The organism is Mesorhizobium sp. M2E.F.Ca.ET.219.01.1.1 (assembly GCF_004016445.2).
GTDB lineage: Bacteria > Pseudomonadota > Alphaproteobacteria > Rhizobiales > Rhizobiaceae > Mesorhizobium.
Genome location: NZ_SADT02000007.1, coordinates 542593 through 565957, shown reverse-complemented (window position 1 = coordinate 565957; position 23365 = coordinate 542593). Strand labels below are relative to the sequence as shown.

Below are 23365 nucleotides of genomic sequence, written 5' to 3'. Positions count from 1 at the left end.
AGCTTTCGTCGCGCCTGCTTCTCGGCACGGCTCAGTATCCTTCGCCGGCCATCCTTGCCGATGCAGTCAAGGCATCGGGCACGTCGGTGGTGACCGTCTCGTTGCGGCGTGAGATGGCGGGCGGTAGGGCCGGCGAACAATTCTGGTCGTTGATCCGCTCGCTGGGCGCCAGAATCCTGCCCAATACCGCCGGCTGCCTTTCCGTCAAGGAAGCCGTCACCACCGCGAAAATGGCGCGCGAGGTCTTCGGCACCAACTGGATCAAGCTCGAAGTGATTGGCAATCACGACACGCTACAGCCGGATGTGTTCGGTCTGGTTGAAGCCGCCCGCATCCTGTGCGAAGACGGTTTTGCGGTATTCCCTTACACCACCGACGACCTTATTGTCGCAGAGCGGCTGCTTGCGGCGGGCTGCAAGGTCTTGATGCCCTGGTGCGCACCGATCGGTTCCGCCCTCGGGCCGATCAACATCATGGCGCTGCGCTCGATGCGCGGATATTTCCCTGGCGTCCCGCTGATTGTGGATGCGGGGCTCGGACGGCCGTCGCACGCGGCCACCGTCATGGAACTCGGCTTTGACGCCGTGCTCCTGAACACAGCAGTCGCCAAGGCGGCATATCCGGTCGGCATGGCGCGTGCTTTCGGTAAGGCGGTCGAAGCCGGTCGTGAAGCCCACGCATCGGGTCTTCTCGAGCCGCGCGACGTCGCCGTGCCATCGACGCCGACGATCGGCAGGGCCGTTCTTTCATGAATCTCGATCCCTTCTACCTAATCGTCGACAGCGCCACCTGGATCGAAAGGTTGGCGCCGCTCGGCGTCAAGCTGGTTCAGCTTCGCATCAAAACGATGGATGAAACCGGGCTGCGCGCGGAGATCCGCAGGTCGAAGGCCTTGTGTGTCCAACACAAAAGCCAGCTCATCATCAATGATCATTGGCGGCTGGCGATCGAGGAAGGCTGCGACTTCGTTCATCTCGGCCAAGAGGATTTGCAGACCGCCGACCTCTCGCGGATAAGGGCGGCCGGTGTAAGGCTCGGACTGAGCACCCATGATGATATCGAACTGGAAACGGCTATGGCCGCCAGGCCCGACTATATCGCGCTCGGCCCCATCTATCCAACCATTCTGAAGAAGATGAAATGGGCGCCGCAAGGGGTCGAACGGATCAGCGGATGGAAGCGCCGGGTCGCACCGGTTCCTTTGGTCGCCATTGGTGGCCTCAACCCTGACCGACTCGACGGTGTCTTTGCGGCCGGTGCGGACAGCGCGGCGGTGGTCACCGACATCACATTGAATGCCGATCCCCAAGCGCGCACGCGAGAATGGATCGAAAAGACAGATCGATGGCGCTGAGGCGAGAACCGCATGTGCTTGTCGTCGGCGGATCCGACTCCAGCGGCGGAGCCGGAATTGCGCGCGACATCGAAACGATCTCTTCGATTGGCGTGCGGACATGCCTTGCGGTCACCGCGCTGACGGTGCAGACGCACGAAGCCGTCATGGAAATCCATCCTTCGCAACCCCGCCTGGTGGCCGATCAGATGCGCGCCGCGCTGCAAGCCAACGAGGTGGCTGCCGTCAAGATCGGCATGCTGGCGACGGCCGAGATCATCGTTGCCGTTGCCGCAGTGCTGCGCGAGAATCCGCAGGTGCCGGCGATACTGGACCCGGTGCTGGCCTCGACATCAGGCCGGACGCTTCTGGAAGCCGGCGCCACCGCCGTCATGAAGCGGAATCTGATGCCGCTTTGCCGCCTGGTCACACCCAACCTCATCGAGCTGGCGCTCCTGGTTGGCTCGGAACTGGCAGTGGATGACGACGGCGCACTGTTGCAAGGCCACGAATTGCTGGCGGCCGGAGCGCAGGCCCTGCTGATCAAGGGCGGCCATGCATCGGGACCTCGATCAACCGATATTCTGTTGCGCCACGATCAAGAACCAATCCGCTTCGACACACCGCGTCTGGCTACGTCGATGCGCGGGACGGGATGCATGCTGGCCAGTGCGATTGCGGCGCATATGGCGAATGCGAGCCCACTCGAAGACGGCGTGCGCGAAGGCAAGCTGTTTGTTTTCGGGAAACTGCAGAAGAATGCAGCCATGTGAGTGATCGCTTTTGCGCCGATCACTCGCAAGAGCTGGACTGGCGACCACGCTTGTCCAACGAAAACGAGTTCAGGAGCTTTGCAAGGACCGGAAGAGCTGTCCCCTTTTTTCGGCATCTGCGGAAAAGTCTTTCAGCCAAACCCGACTATTATGGTCTTCCTGTCGTATTTCTGAATGCCATTGCACGGTAGAGTGACTGGACTTCATCGCATTCGTGGCACGGGAAGGGCAGCCGGCCATCGTACAAGCTGAGGCACCACAAGACGGCGCAGACCGTCACGCTCTAAAGAAGACGTCACTTTCCAGGGGAATCTTCATCAGGGGTCCGGCAATCGGGAGGTTCGGCCGGGTGAATGGACGACGGCTATGACTCGCTCAGGAGATAGATGGCACGATCCGGGCCAGGCACCTGCACGGATCGCCTCCCAAAAATGGCAGGCCGGTCCCGGTACCGAGACGCCGTCTCGAGATTTTCGCGGCCGTGGTGGCTTCGCCGTCTGTCGACCGCAGGGCGATGGGTGTAGCAGATGAGTGTGCGCCTGCCAGCGAAAGGGCATAGCGGCCTCCGCAAAACGGCGGCGGCTATAAAAAGCGCACTCGATGCGAATTTCGTCACGACCACCGCCTGTCCTGACGATTTTGCGAACGGCCCGCCGTCCTCGCGCGTCCCGCTCCGTCAGACTGCTCGTCGGTAAGTCCACAGCTGTGCGGGCGGGATGTTGCGGACGACGAAATCATAGTGGGACACGACATAGCGGTCGGGCATTTTGATCACCGGCGACAACGGTCCGTAAGTGATCTGAATCACAGGTCTTCCAGCAGGAATGCGGGCCAGCAAATCCTCAAGCAGGCCGACACGCTGTTCCATTGGAAAGCTCAACAGCGGCACCGCACTTATCACACAGTCGAATTGCTCCCCGCGCCGCTCGGCAAGCACTTCCTCCAACGCGAACGCATCGCCCAATCGAAAATCCACGCCCGGAAAGGCTCGCGTCAGGCGCTCATAGAAATCCTTGGAATACTCGACCGAAACCAGTTGTTGCGGCTTGATGCCTCTTTCCAGGATTGCCTTGGTAATGACGCCGGTTCCGGCGCCAAGTTCAAGAACCGGCAATCCGGATGCCGGATCGATGACGCTTGCCATACGACGCGCGGCATGAACGGACGTTGGCATCAGCGCGCCCACTCGTTTCTTGTCCTTCTGCCAGCCCTTGAAGAATTGCACTTCTTCTTCGAACTTCCTGCCGAGGCGCTCCTTCAATCGAAACACCATATCCACTCCCTGCTCCGGCCATTTGTCTGGGTCATTTTGACGACGCACCTTTGTACAAGCCTTGCGGCATTCTCAATCATGCGGCATTGGCTGCCGCGAGCAGCTCGCCTTGGCGCTGCCCGGGCAGAACTCCAACGTTATCGATAAGCCGCGTCCCGCCAAGCCAGGCGGCGACGATTAGGTGGGCCGGTCGATCCGCGGCGGAAAGCGGTGACAGGTCATGGTCTGCCCGTAGCTCGAGATACTCGACCTCGTCGTAACCGGCAGCGAGGATCGCTTGCCTGGCCTCGGCAAGCACAAGCTCGGCTGGCAATCCTGCCGACAATCGCCCGGCCGAAGCCGACAGGACTTCGGCGAGCCTTGGCGCTGCTAAGCGCTGTTCGGCCGAAAGCCTGACATTGCGCGACGACATTGCCAGGCCGTCGGCTTCACGGACCGTTGGACATGCTACAATCTCGATTGGAATGTCGAGATCGCGGACGAGCCGGCGAACGACGTGCAGTTGCTGGAAATCCTTCTCGCCGAAGAAGGCGAGATCAGCACGCGTCTGTAGAAAGAGCTTGGCGACGACGGTTGCCACGCCGTCGAAATGGCCCGGACGGAACGCGCCGCACAGGCCATCGCTCACCCCACTGACTGAGATCGTGGTGGCGAAATCTTCCGGATACATGTCCGCTGCATTTGGCGCGTAGAGCAGATGAGCGCCGAGCGGCGCAAGCTTGGCGGCATCGTCATGCTCAGTGCGCGGGTAGGCCACGAGATCGGCCGCGCTGTTAAACTGTTTCGGGTTGACGAAGAGCGTCACGATAACCCGGTCCGCCTTGGCGAGCGCGGCACGCACCAGGCTCAGATGGCCTTCATGCAAGGCACCCATGGTCGGCACGACAGCGACCTTGAGGCCATTCTGCCGCCATGCGGCCACAGCCATGCGCAACTCGGCGACGGTTCGTGCGATCGGAATGCTCATGCGCCTTCTCCACCATTGACCGTCCTTGGCGCATCGCCGAACAGATGCTCGGCGGCTGGAAAGCGGCGGTCGCGCACTTCCTGCGCATAGACCGCAATCGCCTCCCCGGCGATCTCACTGAGTTCGGCATAGCGCTTGACGAATTTGGGCCGGAAGTCGCCGAAGATGCCCAACATGTCGTCGACGACGAGAATCTGCCCGTCACAGGCCGCCGAGGCGCCGATACCGATCGTCGGGATCGCTACCTCTGCGGTGATCCGGCCGGCGAGCACCTCCGGGACCTTCTCCAGCACCAGCGCGAATGCCCCCGCTTCGCTCACGGCAAGCGCGTCGGCCGCGACGCGCTCGGCATCACCGCCTCTGCCCTGCACGCGGTAGCCGCCGAAGGTATTGACCGCCTGAGGCGTCAAGCCGACATGGCCCATGACTGGCACGCCGCGTGCAGCCAGGAAGCGGATCGTCTCGGCCATTGCCTCGCCACCTTCGAGCTTGACCGCCGCGCAGCCGGTTTCCGTCATGACACGTGCAGCATTGCGGAAGGCTTGCTCGGGGCCTTCCTCGTAGGAGCCGAACGGCATGTCGACGAGCATCAGCGCCTGCTCGAGGCCGCGGCGCACGGCCTGGCCGTGCATGATCATCATCTCAAGCGTCACGCCCAGCGTCGACGGGAAGCCGTGCAGCACCATGCCGACGCTGTCGCCGACGAGAACAATGTCACAATGCTGATCAACGAGCTTTGCGATCGCGTGGTATAGGCCGTCAGGCAGACGAGCGGAGTGCCACCCTTCCGGGAACGAATATCCGGCGGTGTGATCGCCTTGGTGTTAGCAACCGCACTCAACAAGGGCTCCTTCCCCAACGTTACCAACTATGGGTGCCGCGTTTGGCACATTTTTGTGCAGGTGCGAAGAGTAAATTCGCGATTGCGAGAAGATGACGCGCCGACATTCATCGTCAGAACCAATCAAATCGGTTTAGCTGTTTCCGCAGCTATCTCTGCCAACTCCAGGCAGTTCGGGAGCCAAGGTCAACGAGCCAATACGGGTCAGTTCCTCGGCGTCGATGCGACGACGCCGTCACAATCGAAAATGACCAGTTCATGAGATTTCTGCTGCTTCATTGGTCACCCCCGGGAAAGGACCTGCGGGCGAGATTTCAACCACATTCCTGTCGCTGACCTCGAAACGGTGCACGAGCACGCCATCGTCGTCGATCAGCGCGACGTCAAAAGCCGGCGCATCCTCGACAAAGTCTGCGTCCCTGCGCGCGAAGTGCGGAATGATTTGATGCGCAACGCCGCGGATGGCGCTGAAGGGAATGCCGCTCCAGGTGCCGCCAACATCAACGTGCACATGGCCGTGAAAAATGTGCCGGACATTGCCGGCGGCGGCGATCGCCCGCATGAGCTCTTGCCAGTTCTGCATGTTCCAAGGCTCGAAATGCGGCAGGCCGATCGGCTGCAGCGGATGATGGGCGAAGAGATAGGCAGGCGTTTTCTGTTCCTCGGCCAAGCGCGCCAGCAGCCATTCGAGCCGGCCCTGATCCAAAGCACCATGACCGAAGCCTTCCACCAATGTATCGAGAAAAATGAGGCGCCCGGCAGTCCCGTCTTGGACCGACTGAATGAAGCCATTCGCATCGCGTGGCTCTTCAGGAAATGCGCGAATAAAATTCTCGCGCCTGTCGTGATTGCCGAGCAGAAGGCGGGCGGGCACCCGCAGTTCCTGCAGCGCCTCGCGCAACAGGACGTAGGAGGCGAAATCGCCCTCGTCGGTGAGATCGCCAGTCACGACGCAAAGCTCGGCGTCGGCATGATCGCGGCTGATGCGCTCAATGGTCTTGCGAAGCCGTTGGGCAGGATCGAAGCCGAAGAGCATGGCGCGTTACCCAATTGCCCCTCACAGTCGCTTTCGAGCGATTTCGGCTGAGAGCAGAATGAAGGTTGGGCGCCACGTGCGGCTCGACATGGTAGCAGCCGTACGCAGCCAATATGCTCGCCTCCTTGGTCTCCGACGCTATTTTTCTGCCGACGCATGCGCGAGCCTTCCCGCCGGTTCGAGGGGCCGCCGATCACTGCCGCGGGCCGAACGCGCTTGACAAGATAGGGCGCGTTCACGCGGCCTTGAAAGGCACTGCCTCGGCCTGTTCAGCGCCCGTCTCTAAAGAAACTGCATGACGCCGCGCTCCAAGCGTCTTGTGGGTAAATCTCTAGTCGTGACGATCATTGCAGTCGTCCGCGACCTTCGGCCTGTCGTTTACGGCAATTGCGTCGTCACCGCATCGATTAAAATTGTCCGTGCAAGCGAGCGAGCAAGTCACCGGGTTTGGCCTGACTTCACCAGCAAGGTTGTCATTAGCCGGTGAATTTAGCGACGGTTAAAATACGAGTTTTTCGAATTGACGGGCGTTAGTTTTCAAATGCTACCCGTGCTGCATGGACGGTGGTGGTAGAATATGCGCGGCCTGGGTTGGATTAGAAGGATACGGCAGGATGAAGCTCAGCAGATGCGAGATCGTATCGCTCTGTTAGAATGCGAACTGATCATTGCTGCCTCCTCCAGAGGCAAATCCAATTTGCTGAACGCAGGGCATGAGCTTCGTTCGCAGAAGGCTCGGTTGGAGCGCCTCGAACATTGCATAGCCTCGATGTCTAAACGGCCCTAGTGCTGCTCCCGAGGACCGCCTGCTGGTCAAGGACGGCGATGTGGTCGCAATTGGGGGCTATATCGGAAATGGGGCAGACACGCGACCATGCGCTCCCACGGAGCCTTTCCGGTCATAAGCATGGTCAAATTGCGCAACCCTACTCAACCTGAAAGCTGCCAACGCATAATGGAAGAGCAATCTCTTCCGGTTTTGCCGCACATTCAGGCGCGACACGTTGTGCGAACTGTGCGCCGGTCACAATTGCGAGAAATCGTCCCTTTATCGGACACGACCATCTACGAAATGGAGCAACGCGGCGAGTTCCCACGACGCTTCAATCTGACTCCCCGCTGTGTTGTTTGGGATCTAGCAGAGGTCGAGGCCTGGGTTCAGGCAAGGCGAAACGCCTCGTCTGCCGGGACTCTCGAAACCGCCCCAGGTCCAGACGTCCGGTCGCGCAAGACGAGGCCTGTCAAATCGGATCGAGAATGATTGCCGCCCCGGCAGCCGGCTGGAGTACGGGGGTGTGCTTCTTGCCCGCTGCCCAGGCCTCAACCATGTCGGCCCATTCCTGGAGCATATGACGGCGCTGCGGCTCATATTCAGCCTTGTTATAGACACCGCGCGAAGTGCGGCTGTCTTCGTGAGCAAGGCATTTCTCGATCCAGTCGCGATTGAATCCGATCTCGTTTAGGATTGTCGAGCCAGTCCGCCGTAGGTCGTGCACTGTAAAGGGCGCAAGCGGCATTTCTTGTCTTTTTGCGCGGTCGACAATGGCCATTGTGACACGATTGAAGGTGGCGCGCGACATGGGTTCGTCGGCGTCATAGCGAGATGGCAGCACATATCGGGAGTTCGCTGCGCAAGTCTTGAGCGCAATCAGGATATCGAGGGATTGGCGGGACAGGTAGACGTTATGCGGCTTTTTCCGTTTCATTCGCTCTTTGGGAATGCTCCACACAGCGTTCTCAAAATCGACCTCGTCCCAAGTCGCGTCCAGCAGCTCACCCTTCCGAACCATCGTGAGCAGGATCAGCTTTAGGCCCAGCCGTATCGTCGGCAATGTTGGCACATGTTCCAACTCAGTCAGCACGATGCGGATTTCTGCTGGGGACAATGCTCGGTCTTTTGCCTCGAACGTGGCGATCGAAGCCGGTCCTACCTCGTCCGCTGGATTGGCAATCTTCTCGCCGTGCAGAATGGCATGGCCATAGATTTGCTTAACAATATCCCGGACGTGAATGGCTGTTGCCGGCGCGCCACGGTCCCGCACCTTTGCGCAGAGCGCCCGCAAGTCGCCAGCTGTTACTTCTGTGAGGAGCCTTTTGTCCCAGATTGGCAAGATGTCTCGATCGAAGATGGCCTTGCGCATTGAGCGCGTGCTATCCGCCATCTTGGCCTCCTTAAACCAGGCCCGGCCGGCATCGCCGAAGGTGGCCATTGCAGATAGGCGCCGCTTTTTACGCTGCTTTTCATGCGCCGGCGATTGTCCGGTTGCCACCATTTTTCGGGCCGCAATGCAGCGGTCACGCGCCTCTGCTAGCGAGATGCCACCCTCACCATAGCGGCCCAGCGTGACTGTCTCTCGCCTTCCATTCATTCGGTAGTCGTAGCGGAACGAGATCTGCCCGGCCGTGGACACGGTGGCGTACATACCGTCACGATCAGCAACTTTGTATATTTTGTTTTTAGGTTTCAGCTTCTTAAGTGCAATGTCGGTGAGCATGGCGAGGGCAATCCGAGCGCGTGGCCGCATATTCAGCGCCCGATTTTACCGTCATCGATTGTACCGTCAAGGTTTGAAAATTTCTCTTGTAGTTCAATAGCTTACCTAAATTTTAGCTAGCCTTCTAGGAAATCAGGCGGTGACGGTATCGGTCTCGAGCGAGAATGATGAGGAAAGCGATACCGTCAGGTCTACCGCCAAATGATTCCGCTTGCGGGCGATAGTCAGCGATAGGAAAAGAGATGAAAAAGATTACATTTCAACATGTTAAGTGGCTGGCGCCGATAGCCACCAAATGCTGGCGAACGACCGAGCTTTATTCCCACTCAATCGTACCCGGCGGCTTCGAGGTCACGTCGTAGACCACGCGATTGATGCCCTTGACCTCATTGATGATGCGGGTGGCGGCCGCACCCAGGAAGTTCATGTCGTAGTGGTAGAAGTCGGCCGTCATACCGTCGACCGAGGTCACGGCGCGTAGCGCGCAGACGAACTCGTAGGTGCGGCCATCGCCCATCACGCCGACGGTCTGTACCGGCAGAAGCACGGCAAAGGCCTGCCAGATGGCGTCGTAGAGGCCGGCCTTGCGGATCTCGTCGAGATAGATGGCGTCGGCCTCGCGCAGGATTTCCAGCTTCTCGCGCGTGATGCCGCCCGGGCAGCGGATGGCGAGGCCTGGGCCGGGGAAGGGATGGCGGCCGATGAAGCTCTCGGGCAGCCCGAGCTCCTTGCCCAGCGCCCTCACCTCGTCCTTGAACAGTTCGCGCAGCGGCTCGACCAGCTTCATGTTCATGCGCTCGGGCAGGCCGCCGACATTGTGGTGCGACTTGATCGTCACCGACGGGCCGCCGGAGAAGGAGACGCTTTCGATGACATCGGGATAGAGCGTGCCCTGCGCCAGGAAATCGGCGCCGCCGAGCTTCTTCGCCTCTTCCTCGAACACCTCGATGAACAAGCGGCCGATGGTCTTGCGCTTCTTCTCCGGATCGGCCTCGCCTTCCAGCGCCGAGATGAAGCGGTCGGACGCATCGACCAGGATCAGCGGCAAATTGTAGTGCTGGCGGAACATCTCCACCACGCTTTGGGCCTCGTCCTTGCGCATCAGGCCGTGGTCGACGAGGATGCAGGTCAGCTGGTCGCCGATCGCCTCGTGGATCAGAAGTGCGGCGACCGAGGAGTCGACGCCGCCCGACAGCGCGCAGATGACCTTGCCCTTGCCGACCTGCTTGCGGATCAATTCCACCGCATGCTCGCGATAGGCGCGCATCGTCCAGTCGCCCTCGATGCCGGCGATGTTGTGGACGAAGTTCCTGAGCAGCCTGGCGCCGTCCGGCGTGTGCACCACTTCCGGATGGAACATGATGCCGTACATCTTGCGCTCGATATCGCCGAAGATGGCGAAGGGCGAGCTTTCCGACTTGCCGAGCACTTGGAAGCCCGGCGGCAGTTCGATGACGCGGTCGCCATGGCTCATCCACACCTGGTGGCGCTGGCCGGGCGCCCACAAGCCTTCGAACAGCGGGCTTTCCTTCTCGATCTCGACGAAGGCGCGGCCGAACTCGCGATGGTTGGAGCTTTCGGCGACGCCGCCCATCTGGACGCAGAGCGCCATCTGGCCGTAGCAGATGCCCAGCACCGGCACGCCGGCGTCGAAGACGATCTGCGGCGCGCGCGGGCTGCCGATGTCGGTGGTCGAGGCCGGGCCGCCCGACAGGATCACCGCTTTCGGGTTGATCCGCTTGAAGGCCGCTTCAGCCGATTGGAACGGCACGATCTCGGAAAAGACGCCGGCCTCACGGATGCGGCGGGCGATGAGCTGCGTGAACTGGCTGCCGAAATCGATGATCAGCACAGTGTCGGGCAGTACGGTGTCGGGATGATTGGCTGTCGTCATGGCGAGCCTTTAGAGAAAGAAACGAGTCGGCGCAATGGGCTGCGCGCTGCGGCTTTCCGTCCTTTTGCGCCTATGCCAGTCGGATCGCGCCGGATTCGATCGCCTGTTCCAGCAAGCCGATGGCCGCGGCCAGCTTCTCATCGATGATGTGCAGATATTCCGTCCAGTCGTTGACATGCCTGAGATCGGCCGCGCCGTCGGAAATGCCACGCAAGCCGATCAGCGGCACGCCAAAGAGCTGGCAGGCGCGCAGGCAGGCGAAGGTCTCCATGTCGACCATGTCGGCATCGATGGCGTCATAGGCAGCGCCGGTGATGATCGCGCCGCCGGTGGACAGCGTAGCGGTCTTGATGCCCGGGATGACGAACGGCAGCGGCACCGTCACCGGCAGGTCGAGGAAGGGCGTCGCGCCCTTCTCGAAGCCGAGCGGCGAAGCGTCCATGTCGCGATAGCTGACCGACACGGCCTGGTAGATTTCGGCCTGCTCCAGCTTGCGGCTGCCGGCTGAGCCCAGCGAGACGATCAGGTCCGGAAGCGCTCCCTCGGCTTTCAAGGCCGCGAGTTCCGCGCTCAGCCGCACAGCAGCCTCGACCGGACCGACGCCGGTCATCAGCGGCGTGAACAGGTTTTTCAGATGCGGGCCGTATTCGGCCTCCGCCGCCATGACGAAGAGAACGGACTTGCCCGCAATCTGGACCGCGCCCGCCATGGGATCACCCTTCTATTCCGTCGCGGCCGACAACCGTCATCATGGTGCCGGTCATGGTGGCGATCAGCTTAGCCTCGCCGTCGGCGGCGAAGGCGTAGGCCTGTCCGTCGGCAACGATGATGGTGCGGCCGGGCTTGGTCACCGAGCCGCGAAACAGGAAGCGCTCGCCCCTGCCCGGCGCCAGAAGGTTCACCTTGAACTCGATGGTCAGCACGCCGGAATTTTCCGGCATCAACGAAAAGGCCGCGTAGCCGCAGGCGGAATCCAAGGCGGTGGAGATGACGCCGGCATGCAGGAAACCGTGCTGCTGGGTGAGCGAAGCGGAATAAGGCATCTCGATCTCGATGATACCGGGCGTCACCAGGGTCAGCTCGGCGCCGATGGTGGCCATGGCTTTCTGCCGGGCAAAGGACGTCCTCACGCGTTCCTCGAAGTCGGGAGCGGGTACGATCTTGGCTGCCATGGTCTCCGCCTCACGTTTTGCTGGCGAAGCTTATTGCAGAGGCAGGCAGCACAGGCAATCTTTTATGTTGCAGCGCAGCAAAGTCGCGCGGCGCTCAGGCCGCCCTGCGCAAGGCGTGGAAATAAAACCCGTCGGTGCCACTCAGCGCCGGCGACAGCGAGATGCCACCGTTGCCGGCAATGCGCGCGGCTCCTTCATGGCCGGGGAAGCGGCTGTCCCAGAGCTGGCGATGGTCGACCGGCGCAAAGCCTTCATGGCGTTCGCGGAACGCCGCGACCTGCTCGCCGTTTTCGGCGTCGAACACCGAGCAGGTGATGTAGACCAGCAAGCCGCCCGGCTTGACGAAGGCCTGGGCCGTATCGAGGATCGCCTGCTGCTCTCCCTTTCGGGCGTCGAGCTGCCGCTCGGTCAGCCGCCATTTGGCGTCCGGGCGGCGACGCCAGGTGCCGCTGCCGGTGCAGGGCGCGTCGATCAGCACGAGGTCCATATGCCTGGTAAGCGGCTCAAGCTCCGCGGGCTTGCTGACGACCTGGATGTTGCGGTTGTGCGAGCGGCGGATGCGTTCGAAGATCGGCGCCAGCCGAACCTTCTCCGCATCATGGGCAAAGAGCTGGCCCCGATTGTCCATCTCGGCCGACAGCGCCAGCGTCTTGCCACCGGCGCCGGCGCAATAGTCGAGCACCTGCATGCCGGGCGCAGCACCCGCAAGCGCGGCGGCGAGCTGCGAGCCCTCGTCCTGCACTTCGAACCAGCCTTTCTGGAAGGCCGGTTCGGCCTGCACGTTCGGGTGCCTGCCGTCGCCGTCGATGGGTGGGATGCGGATGCCATGCGGCGCGATCGCCGCCGGCGCCGCGCCCGTACCCTGGAGTTCGGCCAGCACCTTGGCGCGATCGGCCTGGAGGGTGTTGACCCTGAGATCCAGCGGCGGACGCTGGGCGAGCGCCGCGCCTTCCTCGACCCAGGCGTCGCCAAAGGCTTGCCCGAGCAGCGGCGCGCACCAGTCCGGGACATCCGCCCGCACGGCCTCGGGCGCATCGGCAAGCCGGCGCTCGGCCGCGACCTTCAACTCGGCGGCGTTGAGCAGCGGCGGTGCGAACTTGTCGCCGTTCAGCGCTTCGTTGAGCGACTGCGCCGTTTGCCCCCACTCCAGCAGCAGCGCGCCGAACCCGATGGCGCGCGGCGTGTCCTCGCCGAACAGCCAGCCGGCCGAGCGTTTGCGGCGCAGCGCGTCATAGACGATGTTGCCGATCGCCGCGCGATCGCCGCCGCCGGCAAAGCGATGCGACAGGCCCCAGTCGCGCAAGGCATCGGCCACCGGCCGATGGCGCCGGCCGATGTCTTCAAGAACCTCTATGGCCGCCGCCAGCCTTCCGCCCAATCGCATCCCGGTTTCCGTAGCTCCTGCAAATCGGTTCCAGCCGCTCTTAAAGCCTTTCAGGCCGGGATTGAAACAATTCTATTCGGCTTGCCGGTGAAACAGGGTTTCAGCGCCACGCAATTTCCCCAAACGATTTTCCCATCGCAAGCGGCGCCGCGGGAAAAACAAGAACAACCGATCAGAATATGAAAGGTCTCTAATGTCTTTAAGTGACATGCACAAGCAAGCCTGCCGGCTTGACCTCTCAGCTTTCCAAGTGTTTCCGGCAGGAATACTCTTCCGACAGTGATTCGCGACGCGGTTAACGCGGTTTCGACGGATCCTATGAGGAGAGGGCAATGAAGACTTATCTGGCGGAAGTTCTCGGCACGTTTTTGTTGGTGTTCATCGGCACGGCCTCCGTGGTCACGGGCGGTTTCGGCGGCGCGCTGCCGCTCGGACAGGAAGGCATCGGCCTGGCGTTCGGCATCGGCCTGATCGCCGCGGCCTATGCGATCGGCCCGATCTCGGGTGCGCATCTCAATCCGGCGGTGACGCTCGGCGTGTTCCTGGCGGGGCGGATGCCGGCCAAGGACGTCGTTCCCTATTGGATCGCGCAGATCATCGGCGCCATCATCGCGTCGCTGGCGCTGTGGATCATCGTTTCCGGCCAGGCCGGCGGCCACACCGGCGGCTTCGGCGCCAATGGCTGGGATGAGGCGAAATGGGGCATGAGCTCGGCCTTCCTGTGGGAGTTGATCGGCACCTTCACCTTCGTCACCGTGATCCTCGGCGTCACCAACGCCAAGCACACCACCGCCTTCGCCGGCCTGGTGATCGGCCTGACGCTGGCCGGCCTGCACTTCGCCATCATTCCGGTCACCGGCACCTCGCTCAACCCGGCGCGCTCGATCGGCCCGGCGCTGTTTTCGGGGGGTGCTGCGCTCAGCCAACTCTGGCTGTTCATCGTCGCGCCGCTGATCGGCGGGGCGATTGCCGGCGTCGTGGCCAAGGCCGGCATCTTCGAAAAAGACTGACAGCTCCGGAGAGACGCAAAAAAGGCGCGGGCATGACCCGCGCCTTTTTCTTGGGAGGTACGACCTTACTTCGCGATGTCGAAGCGGTCGGCGTTCATCACCTTCGTCCATGCCTTGACGAAGTCCTTGACGAATTTCGCCTTGGCGTCGCTTGAACCATAGACCTCGGAGAGCGCGCGCAGCTGCGCGTGCGAGCCGAAGATGAGGTCGGCGCGGGTGCCGGTCCACTTCACTTCCCTGGTCTTGCGGTCGCGCGCTTCGTAGACCTCATCGGAATCCGGCTCGGAGCCGGCCGCCGGATCCCAGACGGTCGCCATCGATAGCAGGTTGACGAAGAAGTCATTGGTGAGCTGGCCCGGCCTGTCGGTGAAGACGCCGTGCTTCGAGCCGCCGGCATTGGCGCCGAGCACGCGCAAGCCGCCGACCAGCACAGTCATTTCCGGCGCGGTCAGCGTCAACAGCTGGGCGCGGTCGACCAGCATCGCTTCGACCGACATCGGCAGCTTGCCCCGGCTGTAATTGCGGAAGCCGTCGACTTTCGGCTCCAGCGGTGCGAAGGAGTGGACGTCCGTCTGCTCCTGAGAAGCGTCCATACGGCCCGGCGTGAACGGCACCTTCACCTCGGTGCCGCCGTCTTTCGTCGCCTTCTCGACCGCGGCGGCGCCGCCGAGCACGATGAGGTCGGCCAGCGAGACCTTCTTATCGCCGCTCTGAGCCGCATTGAACTCCTTCTGGATCGTTTCGAGCTTGCCCAGCACCTTAGCGAGCTGAGCCGGCTCGTTGACCTCCCAGTCCTTCTGCGGCGCCAGACGGATACGGCCGCCATTGGCGCCGCCGCGCTTGTCGGAGCCGCGGAAGGTCGAGGCCGAAGCCCAGGCGGTCGAGACCAGCTCGGAGACCGAGAGGCCGGAAGCCAGGATCTTCGCCTTTAGCGAAGCAATGTCGGTCTCGCTGACCAGCTCATGATCGATGGCCGGAATCGGATCCTGCCAGATCAGTTCTTCCTTCGGCACGAGCGGGCCGAGATAGCGCACGACCGGGCCCATGTCGCGGTGGGTGAGCTTGAACCAGGCGCGGGCGAAGGCATCGGCGAACTGGTCCGGGTTCTGGTGGAACCGGCGCGAGATCTTCTCATAGGCCGGATCGAAACGCAGCGCGAGATCGGTGGTGAGCATGGCCGGCGCGTGGCGCTTGGAGGCATTGTGCGCGTCCGGAACCGTGCCGGCACCGGCGCCACCCTTCGGCGTCCACTGGTGGGCGCCGGCCGGGCTCTTCGTCAGCTCCCATTCATAGTTGAAGAGGTTGTCGAAGAAATTGTTGCTCCACTTGGTCGGCGTCGTCGTCCAGGTCACTTCGAGACCCGAGGTGATGGCGTCGCCGGCAATGCCGGAGGCATATTTGCTCGACCAGCCGAGGCCCTGCGCCTCGATGCCCGCGCCTTCCGGCTCGGCGCCCACCAGCGAGGCGTCGCCCGCGCCATGCGTCTTGCCGAAGGTGTGGCCGCCGGCGATCAGCGCCACAGTCTCCTCATCGTTCATCGCCATGCGGCCGAAAGTCTCGCGGATGTCGCGGGCGGCGGCGATCGGGTCGGGCTTGCCGTTCGGGCCTTCCGGATTGACGTAGATGAGGCCCATCTGCACAGCGCCGAGGTGGCCGCGAAGCTCACGGTCGCCCGAATAGCGCTCGTCGCCGAGCCACTTTGCCTCGGAGCCCCAGTCCACGTCCTGCTCCGGCTCCCACACGTCGGCGCGGCCGCCGGCGAAGCCGAAGGTCTTGAAGCCCATCGATTCCAGCGCGACGTTGCCGGTGAGGATCAGAAGGTCGGCCCAGGAGATCTTGCGGCCGTATTTCTGCTTGACCGGCCACAGCAGCCGGCGCGCCTTGTCGAGATTGGCATTGTCCGGCCAGCTGTTCAGCGGCGCGAAGCGCTGCTGACCGGCGCCGGCGCCGCCGCGGCCGTCGCCGATGCGATAGGTGCCGGCGCTGTGCCAGGCCATGCGGATGAAGAGCGGCCCGTAATGGCCGAAGTCGGCCGGCCACCAGTCCTGCGAATCCGTCATGACCTTGTGCAGGTCCTTGATCACCGCATCGAGGTCGAGGCTCGCGAACTCCTTGGCGTAGTCGAAATCTTCACCCATCGGGTCCGACAGATTCGACTGCTGGTGGAGCACGGAAAGGTCGAGCTGGTTCGGCCACCAGTCGCGGTTGGTCCGTGCGGATCCATGCGCCACCGGGCATTTGCCAGCGCTGTTGTCGTCGGTTTTCGCGTCCATCTTGGGTCTCCCGATTCTGCCGAGGTTTTGCCGTGGTTGAATTTTGCCGAGGTTGATTTTCCCGGAATTTCCGGGGGCAGCCATTGGCCGCGCCAACCTGGAATGATTCCAGACTAGGCCGGCCAGCCGATAAAGACAAATTGCCTTTCCTGTTTCATTTGATAGGATTTCCTTATGATTGGCCTCACTGTCCGGCAAATGCAATATTTCGACGCTCTGGCGCAGACGCTGCATTTCGGCCGCGCCGCGAAGCTTGCCGGCGTCAGCCAGCCGGCGCTTTCCGCGCAGATCGCCGAAATGGAAGAGCGGCTGAACTGCCTGTTGTTCGAGCGCGGCGGCAAGACGGTGCGCATGACCGACGAGGCGCTTGCCCTGCAGCCGCGTATCGAGCGCATTCTGGCCGACATACGTGATGTCGAGACGACTGCCCGGCGCGGCCGCCCGAGCATGGAAGGACGTTTCCGGCTGGGCATCATCCCGACCGTCGCGCCCTACCTGCTGCCGCATGTGCTCCCGGAGCTGAAAAGGCACTACCCTTCCCTCCAACTCGAGCTGCGCGAGGCGGTGACCGCGTCGCTGGTCGAGGACGCGACGTCCGGCCGGCTCGACGCCTTCATCGCGGCGTTGCCGCTCGATCAGCCGGCGATCGTCACCGAAGGGCTTTTTCCCGACCGCTTCTTCCTCGCCGTTCCCGCCGGCGACCCAGCCTTCGCCTCGCCGCCGGTGCCGCCCGAAAGCCCGGCGCTGGAGCGGCTGATGCTCTTGGAGGAAGGCCACTGCCTGCGCGAGCAGGCCTTGGCCGTCTGCGGCAATGTGCGGCCAGTGGCGATGGCAAGCTATGGCGCGACCAGCCTCACCACGCTCCTGCAGATGGTGGCGCATGGGCTCGGCGTCACCCTGGTGCCGGAAATGGCGGCAAGTGCCGCCGGCGTCATGCCGGATCTGAGGATCGTGCCGTTCCAGGAGCCGATGCCGCAGCGCATGATCTGCATGGCCTGGCGGAAGAACAAGGTGCGGCAGGACGAGTGCGTGGAACTGGCGCGGATCATACGCGGGCTGGACCGGGCGGTGCTGGCGGCGTGAAGCGCCTTTCGAGGTGTCTCCATTCCGCGCCTGAGCGACACGCTTCACGGCACAAAGATCAGAAACACATAGGTGAAAAACACCACGATATGGACCATTCCCGTCAGGAATGTCGTTCTTTCGGTGCTGAAGCTGACGCTGCATATGAAAAGGGCCAGGGCCAAAAGCACGGCATCGGAGGCCGGAAGCCCGAGCGTCAGTCCTCTGCCCGTCAGCAGGCTGGCGGCGGCGACGGCCGGTATCGTCAAGCCGATCGTGGCGCAGGCCGAGCCCATCGCGACGTTCAGGCTTCGCTGCAGCTCATTCTTGAACGAGGCGCGGATCGCCGAGATGGCCTCCGGCATCAAAACCAGTGCCGCGATCAACGCCCCCACAATGCTGTCGGCCTGGGTCACCTGATAAGCGGCGAGCGCGTCCTCCACGCTTGCTGCCACCTGCTCGGCGAGCAGGACTATGCCGATGAGCCCGCTCACCAGCAGCAGGGCGCTGACGGAAATGCTGTCGTGGGAGGCAGTTCGCATCGGCGCGTCGTGCGCCTGTCCCTGAACGAAGTCCTCCCGGTGACGGACGGTCTGGGCGAACACGAAGCTCGCATAGAGCAGCACCGAAAGAACGCTGACGAAACCAAGCTGAGCCGCCGAAAACGTGCCGGGATCCGTGGCTTTTGTGTAGGTCGGCAAAATAAGCGTCATCACGGTCAGCGCGATCAGAACCGACAGGTAAGCGCTGGTGCCTTGCCGAAGGATCGCCTGCTTGCGATAGCGCCAGCCGCCAAGCGTGAGACATATGCCGACGACACCGGTGGAGGTGATCATCACCGTCGAGAAGACGGACTCGCGCGCCAGTGTCGGATTGTTTGCTCCATGCAGCATCATGGAGACGATGATCGACACTTCTATTGCCGTCACCGCAAAGGTCAGCACCAGCGTTCCGTAGGGCTCGCCCACGCGCCGGGCGAGCGCCTCGGCATGGTCGAGCACGACGAAGATGGTGACGAACATGATGGCGCTCGACAGCGCTCCGACGAGTATCCTGCCGTTCAGCGACCCTTCGTCAACCGAAAGGCCGCTGGCCCTGACCGCGAGCGCCATCGCCAAGGCGGCCAACGGCATCGTGTAGGACGTCACCGACCGGGCGTAACTGGTCATCCGAGCCCCCCAAACGCCACGCGTTTTCGCAAACTTAGCGGAAAAACACGTGAGGAGCACGTCTCACGGGCATGTTTGCCGCCTAGCGCACCATTCAAAACATGATTGGGGACCGGGCATCGTTTCTGGCGTCGACTATGTCGATGGCCTTGCGAACCGCCCCGCAGAATTTTTCCAGAAGTTCCGGCTCATTGCCCAGCCGGCGACGCAGCGAGAAAGGCACTTCCAGCTGTGCTCCTTTTCCCGTCAGTCCGCGATTGACGATATTCGAATCCTGGATGCCCGGAAACGGATGGTTGTCCTTTTGCGTCTGGAAGCCGGCCTCCTGCAGACGCCAGGCTATCTCTGACACCAATGCAGCGTCCTTGCCGCCCAGATAGACCGTCGACGGATCCTCCCGATCCTGGCGGCCGTGAATGGCAACGACAGTGGATTTCGTCCGCAACAGGTTGAGCGCCGACTCCTCGTCGAAGTTCCTGGACGTTATGTGCAGCTCCCGGTTGCTTTCCGGCATCAGCCCTTCAAAGCAATATATGTCGAGATCGCCGCCGGCTATCGTCTCGGTGATCAGGGAAGTGCGGGGCTCGATCTTGCCGCCATGCGGGGCCATGACGAGGGCACCGCCGGTTCGCGCGCCACGGCGGACGACGATGCGATAATCCACGTTTTCGATTTTGGCGGCTTTCAGCGCCGCGAAATTGGGAAACTCGTTGTCCATAAGTGCCGTTTCAAGCCGTCTTCTGCGCCACCAGCCCCAATTCCTCCACCATCGCCTCGCGCATCAGGAATTTCTGCGGCTTGCCGGTCACGGTCATCGGCAGTTCGGTGCGGAAACGGATGTGGCGCGGCACCTTGTAGTGCGCGATCTGGCCGGCGCAGAAGGCCTTGATTTCCTCGGCGGTCGCGATCTGGCCGGGCTTCAGCACGATCCAGGCGCAGAGCTCCTCGCCATATTTGTCATCCGGAATGCCGAAGACCTGCACTTCCTTGACCTTTGGATGGCGATAGAGGAATTCCTCGACCTCGCGCGGATAGACGTTCTCGCCGCCGCGGATGACCATGTCCTTCACCCGGCCGACGATGTTGCAATAGCCCTCGGCATCGATGGTGGCGAGGTCGCCGGTGTGCATCCAGCCGTCTGCATCGATCGCCTCGCGGGTCTTCTCCGCGTCGTCCCAATAGCCCTTCATCACCGAATAGCCGCGCGTGCAGAGCTCACCCGGCTCGCCGACCGCGACGGTGGCGCCGTCGGCGCCGATCGCCTTCACCTCAACATGCGGGTGGATGCGCCCGACCGTGGAGACACGCTTTTCCAGCGGGTCGTCGACGCTGCTCTGGAAGGAGACAGGACTGGTCTCCGTCATGCCATAGGCGATCGTCACCTGGCTCATATGCATCAGCGAGACGACCTTCTTCATCACCTCGATCGGGCATGGCGAGCCGGCCATGATGCCAGTGCGCAGGCTGGAGAGGTCGAAGCCGGCAAATTCTGCGTGGTCGAGCATGGCGACAAACATGGTCGGCACACCATAGAGGCCGGTGCAGCGTTCCTGCGCGACCGCTTTCAGCGTCGCGCCGGCGTCAAACCCTTCGCCAGGGAAAACCATGGTCGCGCCCTTGGAGACGCAGCCCATCGTGCCCATCGACATGCCGAAGCAATGGTAGAGCGGCACCGGGATGCAGAGCCGGTCGTCGACGGTTAGTTTTATCGCCGAGGTGACGAAATTGCCGTTGTTGACGATGTTCGCGTGGGTCAGCGTCGCGCCCTTAGGCGCGCCGGTCGTGCCGGAGGTGAACTGGATGTTGATGGCATCTGCGGGTTTCAGGCTCTCCGAGATGCGGTCGAGACTGTCGTGCTCGTCGCGGCCGCCCATGGCCAGCACATCGCCGAAATTGAACATGCCGGGCGAGTTGTCGTCGCCCATGCGGATGACGATCTTCAGCGCCGGCAGCTTTTTCGCCTTGAGCTTGCCGGGCTCCGCCTCGGCGATCTCCGGCGCCAGCGTCTCGATCATGCCGAGATAGTCGGATGTCTTGAACTGGGCCGCCGTGACCAGTGCCTTGCAGCCGACCTTGTTGAGCGCATATTCCAGCTCGGTCAGTCGATAGGCCGGGTTGATGTTGACCAGGATCAGGCCGATGCGGGCGGTGGCGAACTGCGTCACCAGCCATTCCCAGCGGTTCGGCGACCAGATGCCGACGCGGTCGCCCTTTTCCAGCCCGAGCGCCAGGAAACCGGCGGCCAGGGCGTCGACCGCATCCGAGAGCTCGCTCCAGGTGAAGCGCTTGTCCTGGCCGACGAAGACGGCGGCGTCGAGCGTGGCGTATCTGCTCACCGTATCGGAGAACAGCTCCGGAATGGTCTTGTCGAGCAGCGGCACCGAGCGATCGCCAGACACATGCGCCTTGCCATCGACCGGAGCAATGAAGCTGTTGCGGGTCTTGCGCAGATTGCTGGCGTTCATAAGCTCGTCGAGTTTGATCGCCATCGCCGTCTCCTCCCCGGGATGATTGAGACTATCAGCCTGCAAGAGCGGTGGAAACCCGCCGAAGGTACTGACCCTCGCCCAGCCTCCGCTTCGCTCGGCTGACCTCTTCCCGATGGGAGAGGAGACTGTCGGCGCCGGCGCTTACCTCTTCTCCCCGTCGGGGAGAAGGTGGCCGCGAAGCGGTCGGATGAGGGGGAGCGCCGACGCTACTCCGTTATCGCTGACATCTTCGCGGCGATATCACGCACCTGCTCTTCATCCACCGCATCACGCTGCTTCCTGGACGCGACCAGACAGGCCTGAGACTTGAGGATCACCCCGTCGCCCAGCACCTTGAGGTGGTTGGCGCGCAGCGTCGAGCCGGTGGTGGTGATGTCGACAATGACGTCCGCGAGCCCTGCCGCCGGCGCGCCTTCGGTGGCGCCGAGACTTTCGACGATACGATAGACCTGGATGCCGTGCTTGAGCGAAAAGAACTGCTGCGTCAGCCGCCAGTATTTGGTGGCGATCCTGAGCCGCCTGCCGTGGCGCTGGCGGAAATCGGCGGCGACGTCATCGAGGTCGGCCATGGTATCGACATCGAGCCAGATGTCGGGCACCGCGACCACGACGTCGGCATGGCCGAAGCCGAGGCGCGCGACGATCTCGGCGCGGGCCTCCCAATCGGCGAGGTTCTCGCGCAGCAGATCCTCGCCGGTGATGCCGAGATCGACCGACCCTTGCCCGATCTCGCCGGCGATCTCGGAAGCCGAGAGAAAGGCCACTTCGACATTGTCGAGCCCGTCGATGCGGGCGCGGTATTTGCGGTTGTCCTCCGGCAGGGTGACGGCAAGGCCAGCCTTGGCCAACACTTCGAGAGACTGTTCCTTGAGACGGCCTTTTGACGGGATCGCCAGCGTGATCATTGCGCTGCCTCCCGCAAGGCTTCGATGCGGTCGAGCCAGACCGAGAAGCCGACGCCGGGGATGGGCTTTTTTGCTCCGAGCAGCGTCAGCAACCGATCGTAACGGCCGCCGCCGGCCAGCGGGCGATCGCCTCCCTGGACAGCGATCTCGAAGACGAGGCCGGTATAATAGTCGAGCGGACGGCCGAAGGCGGCGTCGTAACGGATCTGCGCCGCAGGCAGGCCATGCGCCTCGATCGCCTTGGCGCGGGCGGCGAAATTCTCCAGCGCCGGTCCTAGCGACAGGCCGGCACCGGCGGCGAATTTTTCCAGCGCCGCGGTCGCGCCGCTGAGCGCGACGTCGATCTCGAGAAAACCCTTCAGCGCCGAAAAGGCGTCATCGGACAGGCGCACGCTGCGCAACTGCGCCTTCTCGATCAGCCTGCGCGCAATGTCGGCGGGCGCGCGGCCGCCGGAAGCCGACAGACCGGCCTCCTCCATGCCTTCGGCAATGTGCGCGGCGAGGCCTTCCGCATCGCCGTCGAGCACCAGCAAGGCAACCGGACCGGACAGCTGGCTGTTGCGCGGCGGATTGGCGAGATCGGCAAGGGCCGCTTCCAGCGTCGGCGCCGAGCCGAAGGCACGGGCGAGGCGCATGCGCCAGCCGCGCGGCAGGCCGAGCGCCGCCAGCACCGCCTCGAACAGGGTCTGGTCGCCAAGCGTGATGGCGAGCGCCTTTCCGGGCAGCACCAAAGACAGCAGCGCATGCGCGTCGGCCAGCGAGCGGGCATCGGTGGCGGCCGTGTCGCGATCGCCGAGGTCCTCGATACCGGCCTGGAAGAACTCGTTGCCGCCTTCGCGACGCTGGCGGAACACTTCGCCCAGGTAAGAATAGCGGCGCGGCGTGCCGGCCTGGCTGGTAATGTGGTCGAGGCAAACGGGAATGGTGAATTCGGGCCGCAGGCACAAAGTCTTGCCGGTCTCGCTCTCGGTGAGGAAGATGCGTCGGCGCAGGTCTTCGCCCGCCATGTCGAGAAACGGATCGGCCGGCTGCAGCACGGCGACCTCGACGGGATGCGTGTCGCGGGTGGCGAAGAGTTTTGCAATGTCGGCGGCGATGGCGGGGCGGGAGGTCATGGATAGGTTGGGCGCGAGGCCCCCCTCTCTGTCCTGCCGGACATCTCCCCCTCAAGGGGGGAGATTTGCAGTTTGAGCGCCGCGCCTCCTCCTGCAACGTTGAAAATTGGCGAAAGCCGTCGCGACATCCAATCTCCCCCCTTGAGGGGGAGATGGCCGGCAGGCCAGAGAGGG

The 23365-nt window shown here is 62.8% G+C and carries 20 protein-coding genes and 1 pseudogene; 6 read left to right on the top strand and 15 right to left on the bottom strand.

Going from position 1 to position 23365, the window contains the following annotated elements; all coding sequences use genetic code 11:
- The 3 genes from EN862_RS31160 to EN862_RS31150 form a co-directional block, all read left to right on the top strand.
- Positions 1-752 (top strand): thiazole synthase (locus EN862_RS31160; protein WP_135913272.1); only part of this gene is annotated, 752 nt, incomplete at its 5' end.
- A complete protein-coding gene (locus EN862_RS31155) occupies positions 749-1354 on the top strand; it encodes a thiamine phosphate synthase (protein WP_126101882.1) in 606 nt (201 codons plus the stop codon). The genes EN862_RS31160 and EN862_RS31155, both read left to right, overlap by 4 nt.
- A complete protein-coding gene (locus EN862_RS31150) occupies positions 1345-2106 on the top strand; it encodes a hydroxymethylpyrimidine/phosphomethylpyrimidine kinase (protein WP_126101883.1) in 762 nt (253 codons plus the stop codon). Before EN862_RS31155 ends, EN862_RS31150 begins: the two co-directional genes overlap by 10 nt.
- Positions 2107-2782: 676 nt before the next feature.
- Here the strand turns inward: EN862_RS31150 and pmtA are convergent.
- The 4 genes and pseudogenes from pmtA to EN862_RS31130 all read right to left on the bottom strand — a co-directional run bounded on the left by pmtA (position 2783) and on the right by EN862_RS31130 (position 6223).
- The gene (gene pmtA / locus EN862_RS31145) at positions 2783-3379 is read right to left on the bottom strand and encodes a phospholipid N-methyltransferase PmtA (protein WP_126102846.1); all 597 of its coding nucleotides are present in this window, start codon (positions 3377-3379) and stop codon (positions 2783-2785) included.
- A gap of 76 nt (positions 3380-3455) precedes the next feature.
- Complete coding sequence (gene panC, locus EN862_RS31140) at positions 3456-4346, bottom strand: pantoate--beta-alanine ligase (protein ID WP_126101884.1); 891 nt, start codon at positions 4344-4346, stop codon at positions 3456-3458.
- A pseudogene (panB, locus tag EN862_RS31135) lies at positions 4343-5187 on the bottom strand (3-methyl-2-oxobutanoate hydroxymethyltransferase). Before panB ends, panC begins: the two are co-directional and overlap by 4 nt.
- Before the next feature lie 256 nt (positions 5188-5443).
- Positions 5444-6223, bottom strand: a complete 780-nt coding sequence (locus EN862_RS31130; protein WP_126101885.1) for a phosphodiesterase — start codon at positions 6221-6223, stop codon at positions 5444-5446.
- A gap of 955 nt (positions 6224-7178) precedes the next feature.
- On the opposite strand from EN862_RS31130, the gene EN862_RS31120 reads away from it, so the two are divergent.
- Complete coding sequence (locus EN862_RS31120; protein WP_348628167.1) at positions 7179-7484, top strand: AlpA family phage regulatory protein; 306 nt, start codon at positions 7179-7181, stop codon at positions 7482-7484.
- On the opposite strand, the gene EN862_RS31115 is transcribed toward EN862_RS31120, so the two are convergent.
- The 5 genes from EN862_RS31115 to EN862_RS31095 form a co-directional block, all read right to left on the bottom strand.
- Entirely contained in the window at positions 7465-8718 is a 1254-nt protein-coding gene (locus EN862_RS31115; protein ID WP_126101887.1) for a site-specific integrase, read from the bottom strand. The genes EN862_RS31120 and EN862_RS31115 overlap by 20 nt on opposite strands.
- A 316-nt stretch (positions 8719-9034) precedes the next feature.
- Complete coding sequence (gene guaA, locus EN862_RS31110; RefSeq protein WP_127867303.1) at positions 9035-10612, bottom strand: glutamine-hydrolyzing GMP synthase; 1578 nt, start codon at positions 10610-10612, stop codon at positions 9035-9037.
- Positions 10613-10682: 70 nt separating this feature from the next.
- Positions 10683-11321 carry a 5'-methylthioadenosine/S-adenosylhomocysteine nucleosidase gene (locus EN862_RS31105; protein ID WP_127867304.1) on the bottom strand — a complete coding sequence of 213 codons (639 nt, stop codon included), beginning with the start codon at positions 11319-11321 and terminating at the stop codon, positions 10683-10685.
- 4 nt (positions 11322-11325) lie between these two features.
- Entirely contained in the window at positions 11326-11784 is a 459-nt protein-coding gene (locus EN862_RS31100) for a PaaI family thioesterase (protein WP_040997552.1), read from the bottom strand.
- 94 nt (positions 11785-11878) lie between these two features.
- Entirely contained in the window at positions 11879-13168 is a 1290-nt protein-coding gene (locus EN862_RS31095) for an RsmB/NOP family class I SAM-dependent RNA methyltransferase (protein ID WP_127867305.1), read from the bottom strand.
- 332 nt (positions 13169-13500) lie between these two features.
- Here EN862_RS31095 and EN862_RS31090 point away from each other — a divergent pair, with 332 nt between their 5' ends.
- Positions 13501-14178, top strand: coding sequence for an MIP family channel protein (locus EN862_RS31090; protein WP_042640999.1), 678 nt, complete (start codon positions 13501-13503; stop codon positions 14176-14178).
- A gap of 65 nt (positions 14179-14243) precedes the next feature.
- Here the strand turns inward: EN862_RS31090 and katG are convergent, their stop codons facing one another.
- Positions 14244-16451: a catalase/peroxidase HPI gene (gene katG / locus EN862_RS31085; protein ID WP_127867306.1), complete on the bottom strand. Its 2208-nt coding sequence runs from the start codon at positions 16449-16451 to the stop codon at positions 14244-14246.
- 174 nt (positions 16452-16625) lie between these two features.
- On the opposite strand from katG, the gene EN862_RS31080 reads away from it, so the two are divergent.
- Complete coding sequence (locus EN862_RS31080; protein WP_127867307.1) at positions 16626-17534, top strand: hydrogen peroxide-inducible genes activator; 909 nt, start codon at positions 16626-16628, stop codon at positions 17532-17534.
- A gap of 44 nt (positions 17535-17578) precedes the next feature.
- On the opposite strand, the gene EN862_RS31075 is transcribed toward EN862_RS31080, so the two are convergent.
- From EN862_RS31075 to EN862_RS31055, 5 genes are all read right to left on the bottom strand, one after another.
- Entirely contained in the window at positions 17579-18682 is a 1104-nt protein-coding gene (locus tag EN862_RS31075) for a calcium:proton antiporter (RefSeq protein WP_127867308.1), read from the bottom strand.
- Between the two features lie 94 nt (positions 18683-18776).
- Entirely contained in the window at positions 18777-19400 is a 624-nt protein-coding gene (locus EN862_RS31070; protein WP_127867309.1) for a poly-gamma-glutamate hydrolase family protein, read from the bottom strand.
- Between the two features lie 10 nt (positions 19401-19410).
- Positions 19411-21171, bottom strand: coding sequence for an AMP-binding protein (locus EN862_RS31065; protein ID WP_127867310.1), 1761 nt, complete (start codon positions 21169-21171; stop codon positions 19411-19413).
- A gap of 206 nt (positions 21172-21377) precedes the next feature.
- On the bottom strand, positions 21378-22076 hold the full coding sequence (gene hisG, locus EN862_RS31060) for an ATP phosphoribosyltransferase (protein ID WP_127867311.1): 699 nt from the start codon (positions 22074-22076) through the stop codon (positions 21378-21380).
- Positions 22073-23191 (bottom strand): ATP phosphoribosyltransferase regulatory subunit, encoded by a 1119-nt coding sequence (locus EN862_RS31055; RefSeq protein WP_127867312.1) that lies wholly within the window; start codon positions 23189-23191, stop codon positions 22073-22075. The genes hisG and EN862_RS31055 overlap by 4 nt, the downstream gene beginning before the upstream one ends.
- Positions 23192-23365 lie beyond the last annotated feature (174 nt).

What these genes read in the sequence shown, in the direction of transcription:
- EN862_RS31090 (WP_042640999.1), top strand. Translation starts at nt 13,501, where the DNA reads ATGAAGACTTATCTGGCGGAAGTTCTCGGCACGTTTTTGTTGGTGTTC.
- EN862_RS31075 (WP_127867308.1), bottom strand. Translation starts at nt 18,682, where the DNA reads ATGACCAGTTACGCCCGGTCGGTGACGTCCTACACGATGCCGTTGGCC.
- EN862_RS31070 (WP_127867309.1), bottom strand. Translation starts at nt 19,400, where the DNA reads ATGGACAACGAGTTTCCCAATTTCGCGGCGCTGAAAGCCGCCAAAATC.
- panC (WP_126101884.1), bottom strand. Translation starts at nt 4,346, where the DNA reads ATGAGCATTCCGATCGCACGAACCGTCGCCGAGTTGCGCATGGCTGTG.
- EN862_RS31055 (WP_127867312.1), bottom strand. Translation starts at nt 23,191, where the DNA reads ATGACCTCCCGCCCCGCCATCGCCGCCGACATTGCAAAACTCTTCGCC.
- EN862_RS31105 (WP_127867304.1), bottom strand. Translation starts at nt 11,321, where the DNA reads ATGGCGGGCGCGGTCCAGATTGCGGGCAAGTCCGTTCTCTTCGTCATG.
- EN862_RS31080 (WP_127867307.1), top strand. Translation starts at nt 16,626, where the DNA reads ATGATTGGCCTCACTGTCCGGCAAATGCAATATTTCGACGCTCTGGCG.
- EN862_RS31115 (WP_126101887.1), bottom strand. Translation starts at nt 8,718, where the DNA reads ATGCTCACCGACATTGCACTTAAGAAGCTGAAACCTAAAAACAAAATA.
- guaA (WP_127867303.1), bottom strand. Translation starts at nt 10,612, where the DNA reads ATGACGACAGCCAATCATCCCGACACCGTACTGCCCGACACTGTGCTG.
- EN862_RS31155 (WP_126101882.1), top strand. Translation starts at nt 749, where the DNA reads ATGAATCTCGATCCCTTCTACCTAATCGTCGACAGCGCCACCTGGATC.
- EN862_RS31100 (WP_040997552.1), bottom strand. Translation starts at nt 11,784, where the DNA reads ATGGCAGCCAAGATCGTACCCGCTCCCGACTTCGAGGAACGCGTGAGG.
- EN862_RS31120 (WP_348628167.1), top strand. Translation starts at nt 7,179, where the DNA reads ATGGAAGAGCAATCTCTTCCGGTTTTGCCGCACATTCAGGCGCGACAC.
- hisG (WP_127867311.1), bottom strand. Translation starts at nt 22,076, where the DNA reads ATGATCACGCTGGCGATCCCGTCAAAAGGCCGTCTCAAGGAACAGTCT.
- EN862_RS31150 (WP_126101883.1), top strand. Translation starts at nt 1,345, where the DNA reads ATGGCGCTGAGGCGAGAACCGCATGTGCTTGTCGTCGGCGGATCCGAC.
- EN862_RS31130 (WP_126101885.1), bottom strand. Translation starts at nt 6,223, where the DNA reads ATGCTCTTCGGCTTCGATCCTGCCCAACGGCTTCGCAAGACCATTGAG.
- EN862_RS31065 (WP_127867310.1), bottom strand. Translation starts at nt 21,171, where the DNA reads ATGGCGATCAAACTCGACGAGCTTATGAACGCCAGCAATCTGCGCAAG.
- katG (WP_127867306.1), bottom strand. Translation starts at nt 16,451, where the DNA reads ATGGACGCGAAAACCGACGACAACAGCGCTGGCAAATGCCCGGTGGCG.
- pmtA (WP_126102846.1), bottom strand. Translation starts at nt 3,379, where the DNA reads ATGGTGTTTCGATTGAAGGAGCGCCTCGGCAGGAAGTTCGAAGAAGAA.
- EN862_RS31095 (WP_127867305.1), bottom strand. Translation starts at nt 13,168, where the DNA reads ATGCGATTGGGCGGAAGGCTGGCGGCGGCCATAGAGGTTCTTGAAGAC.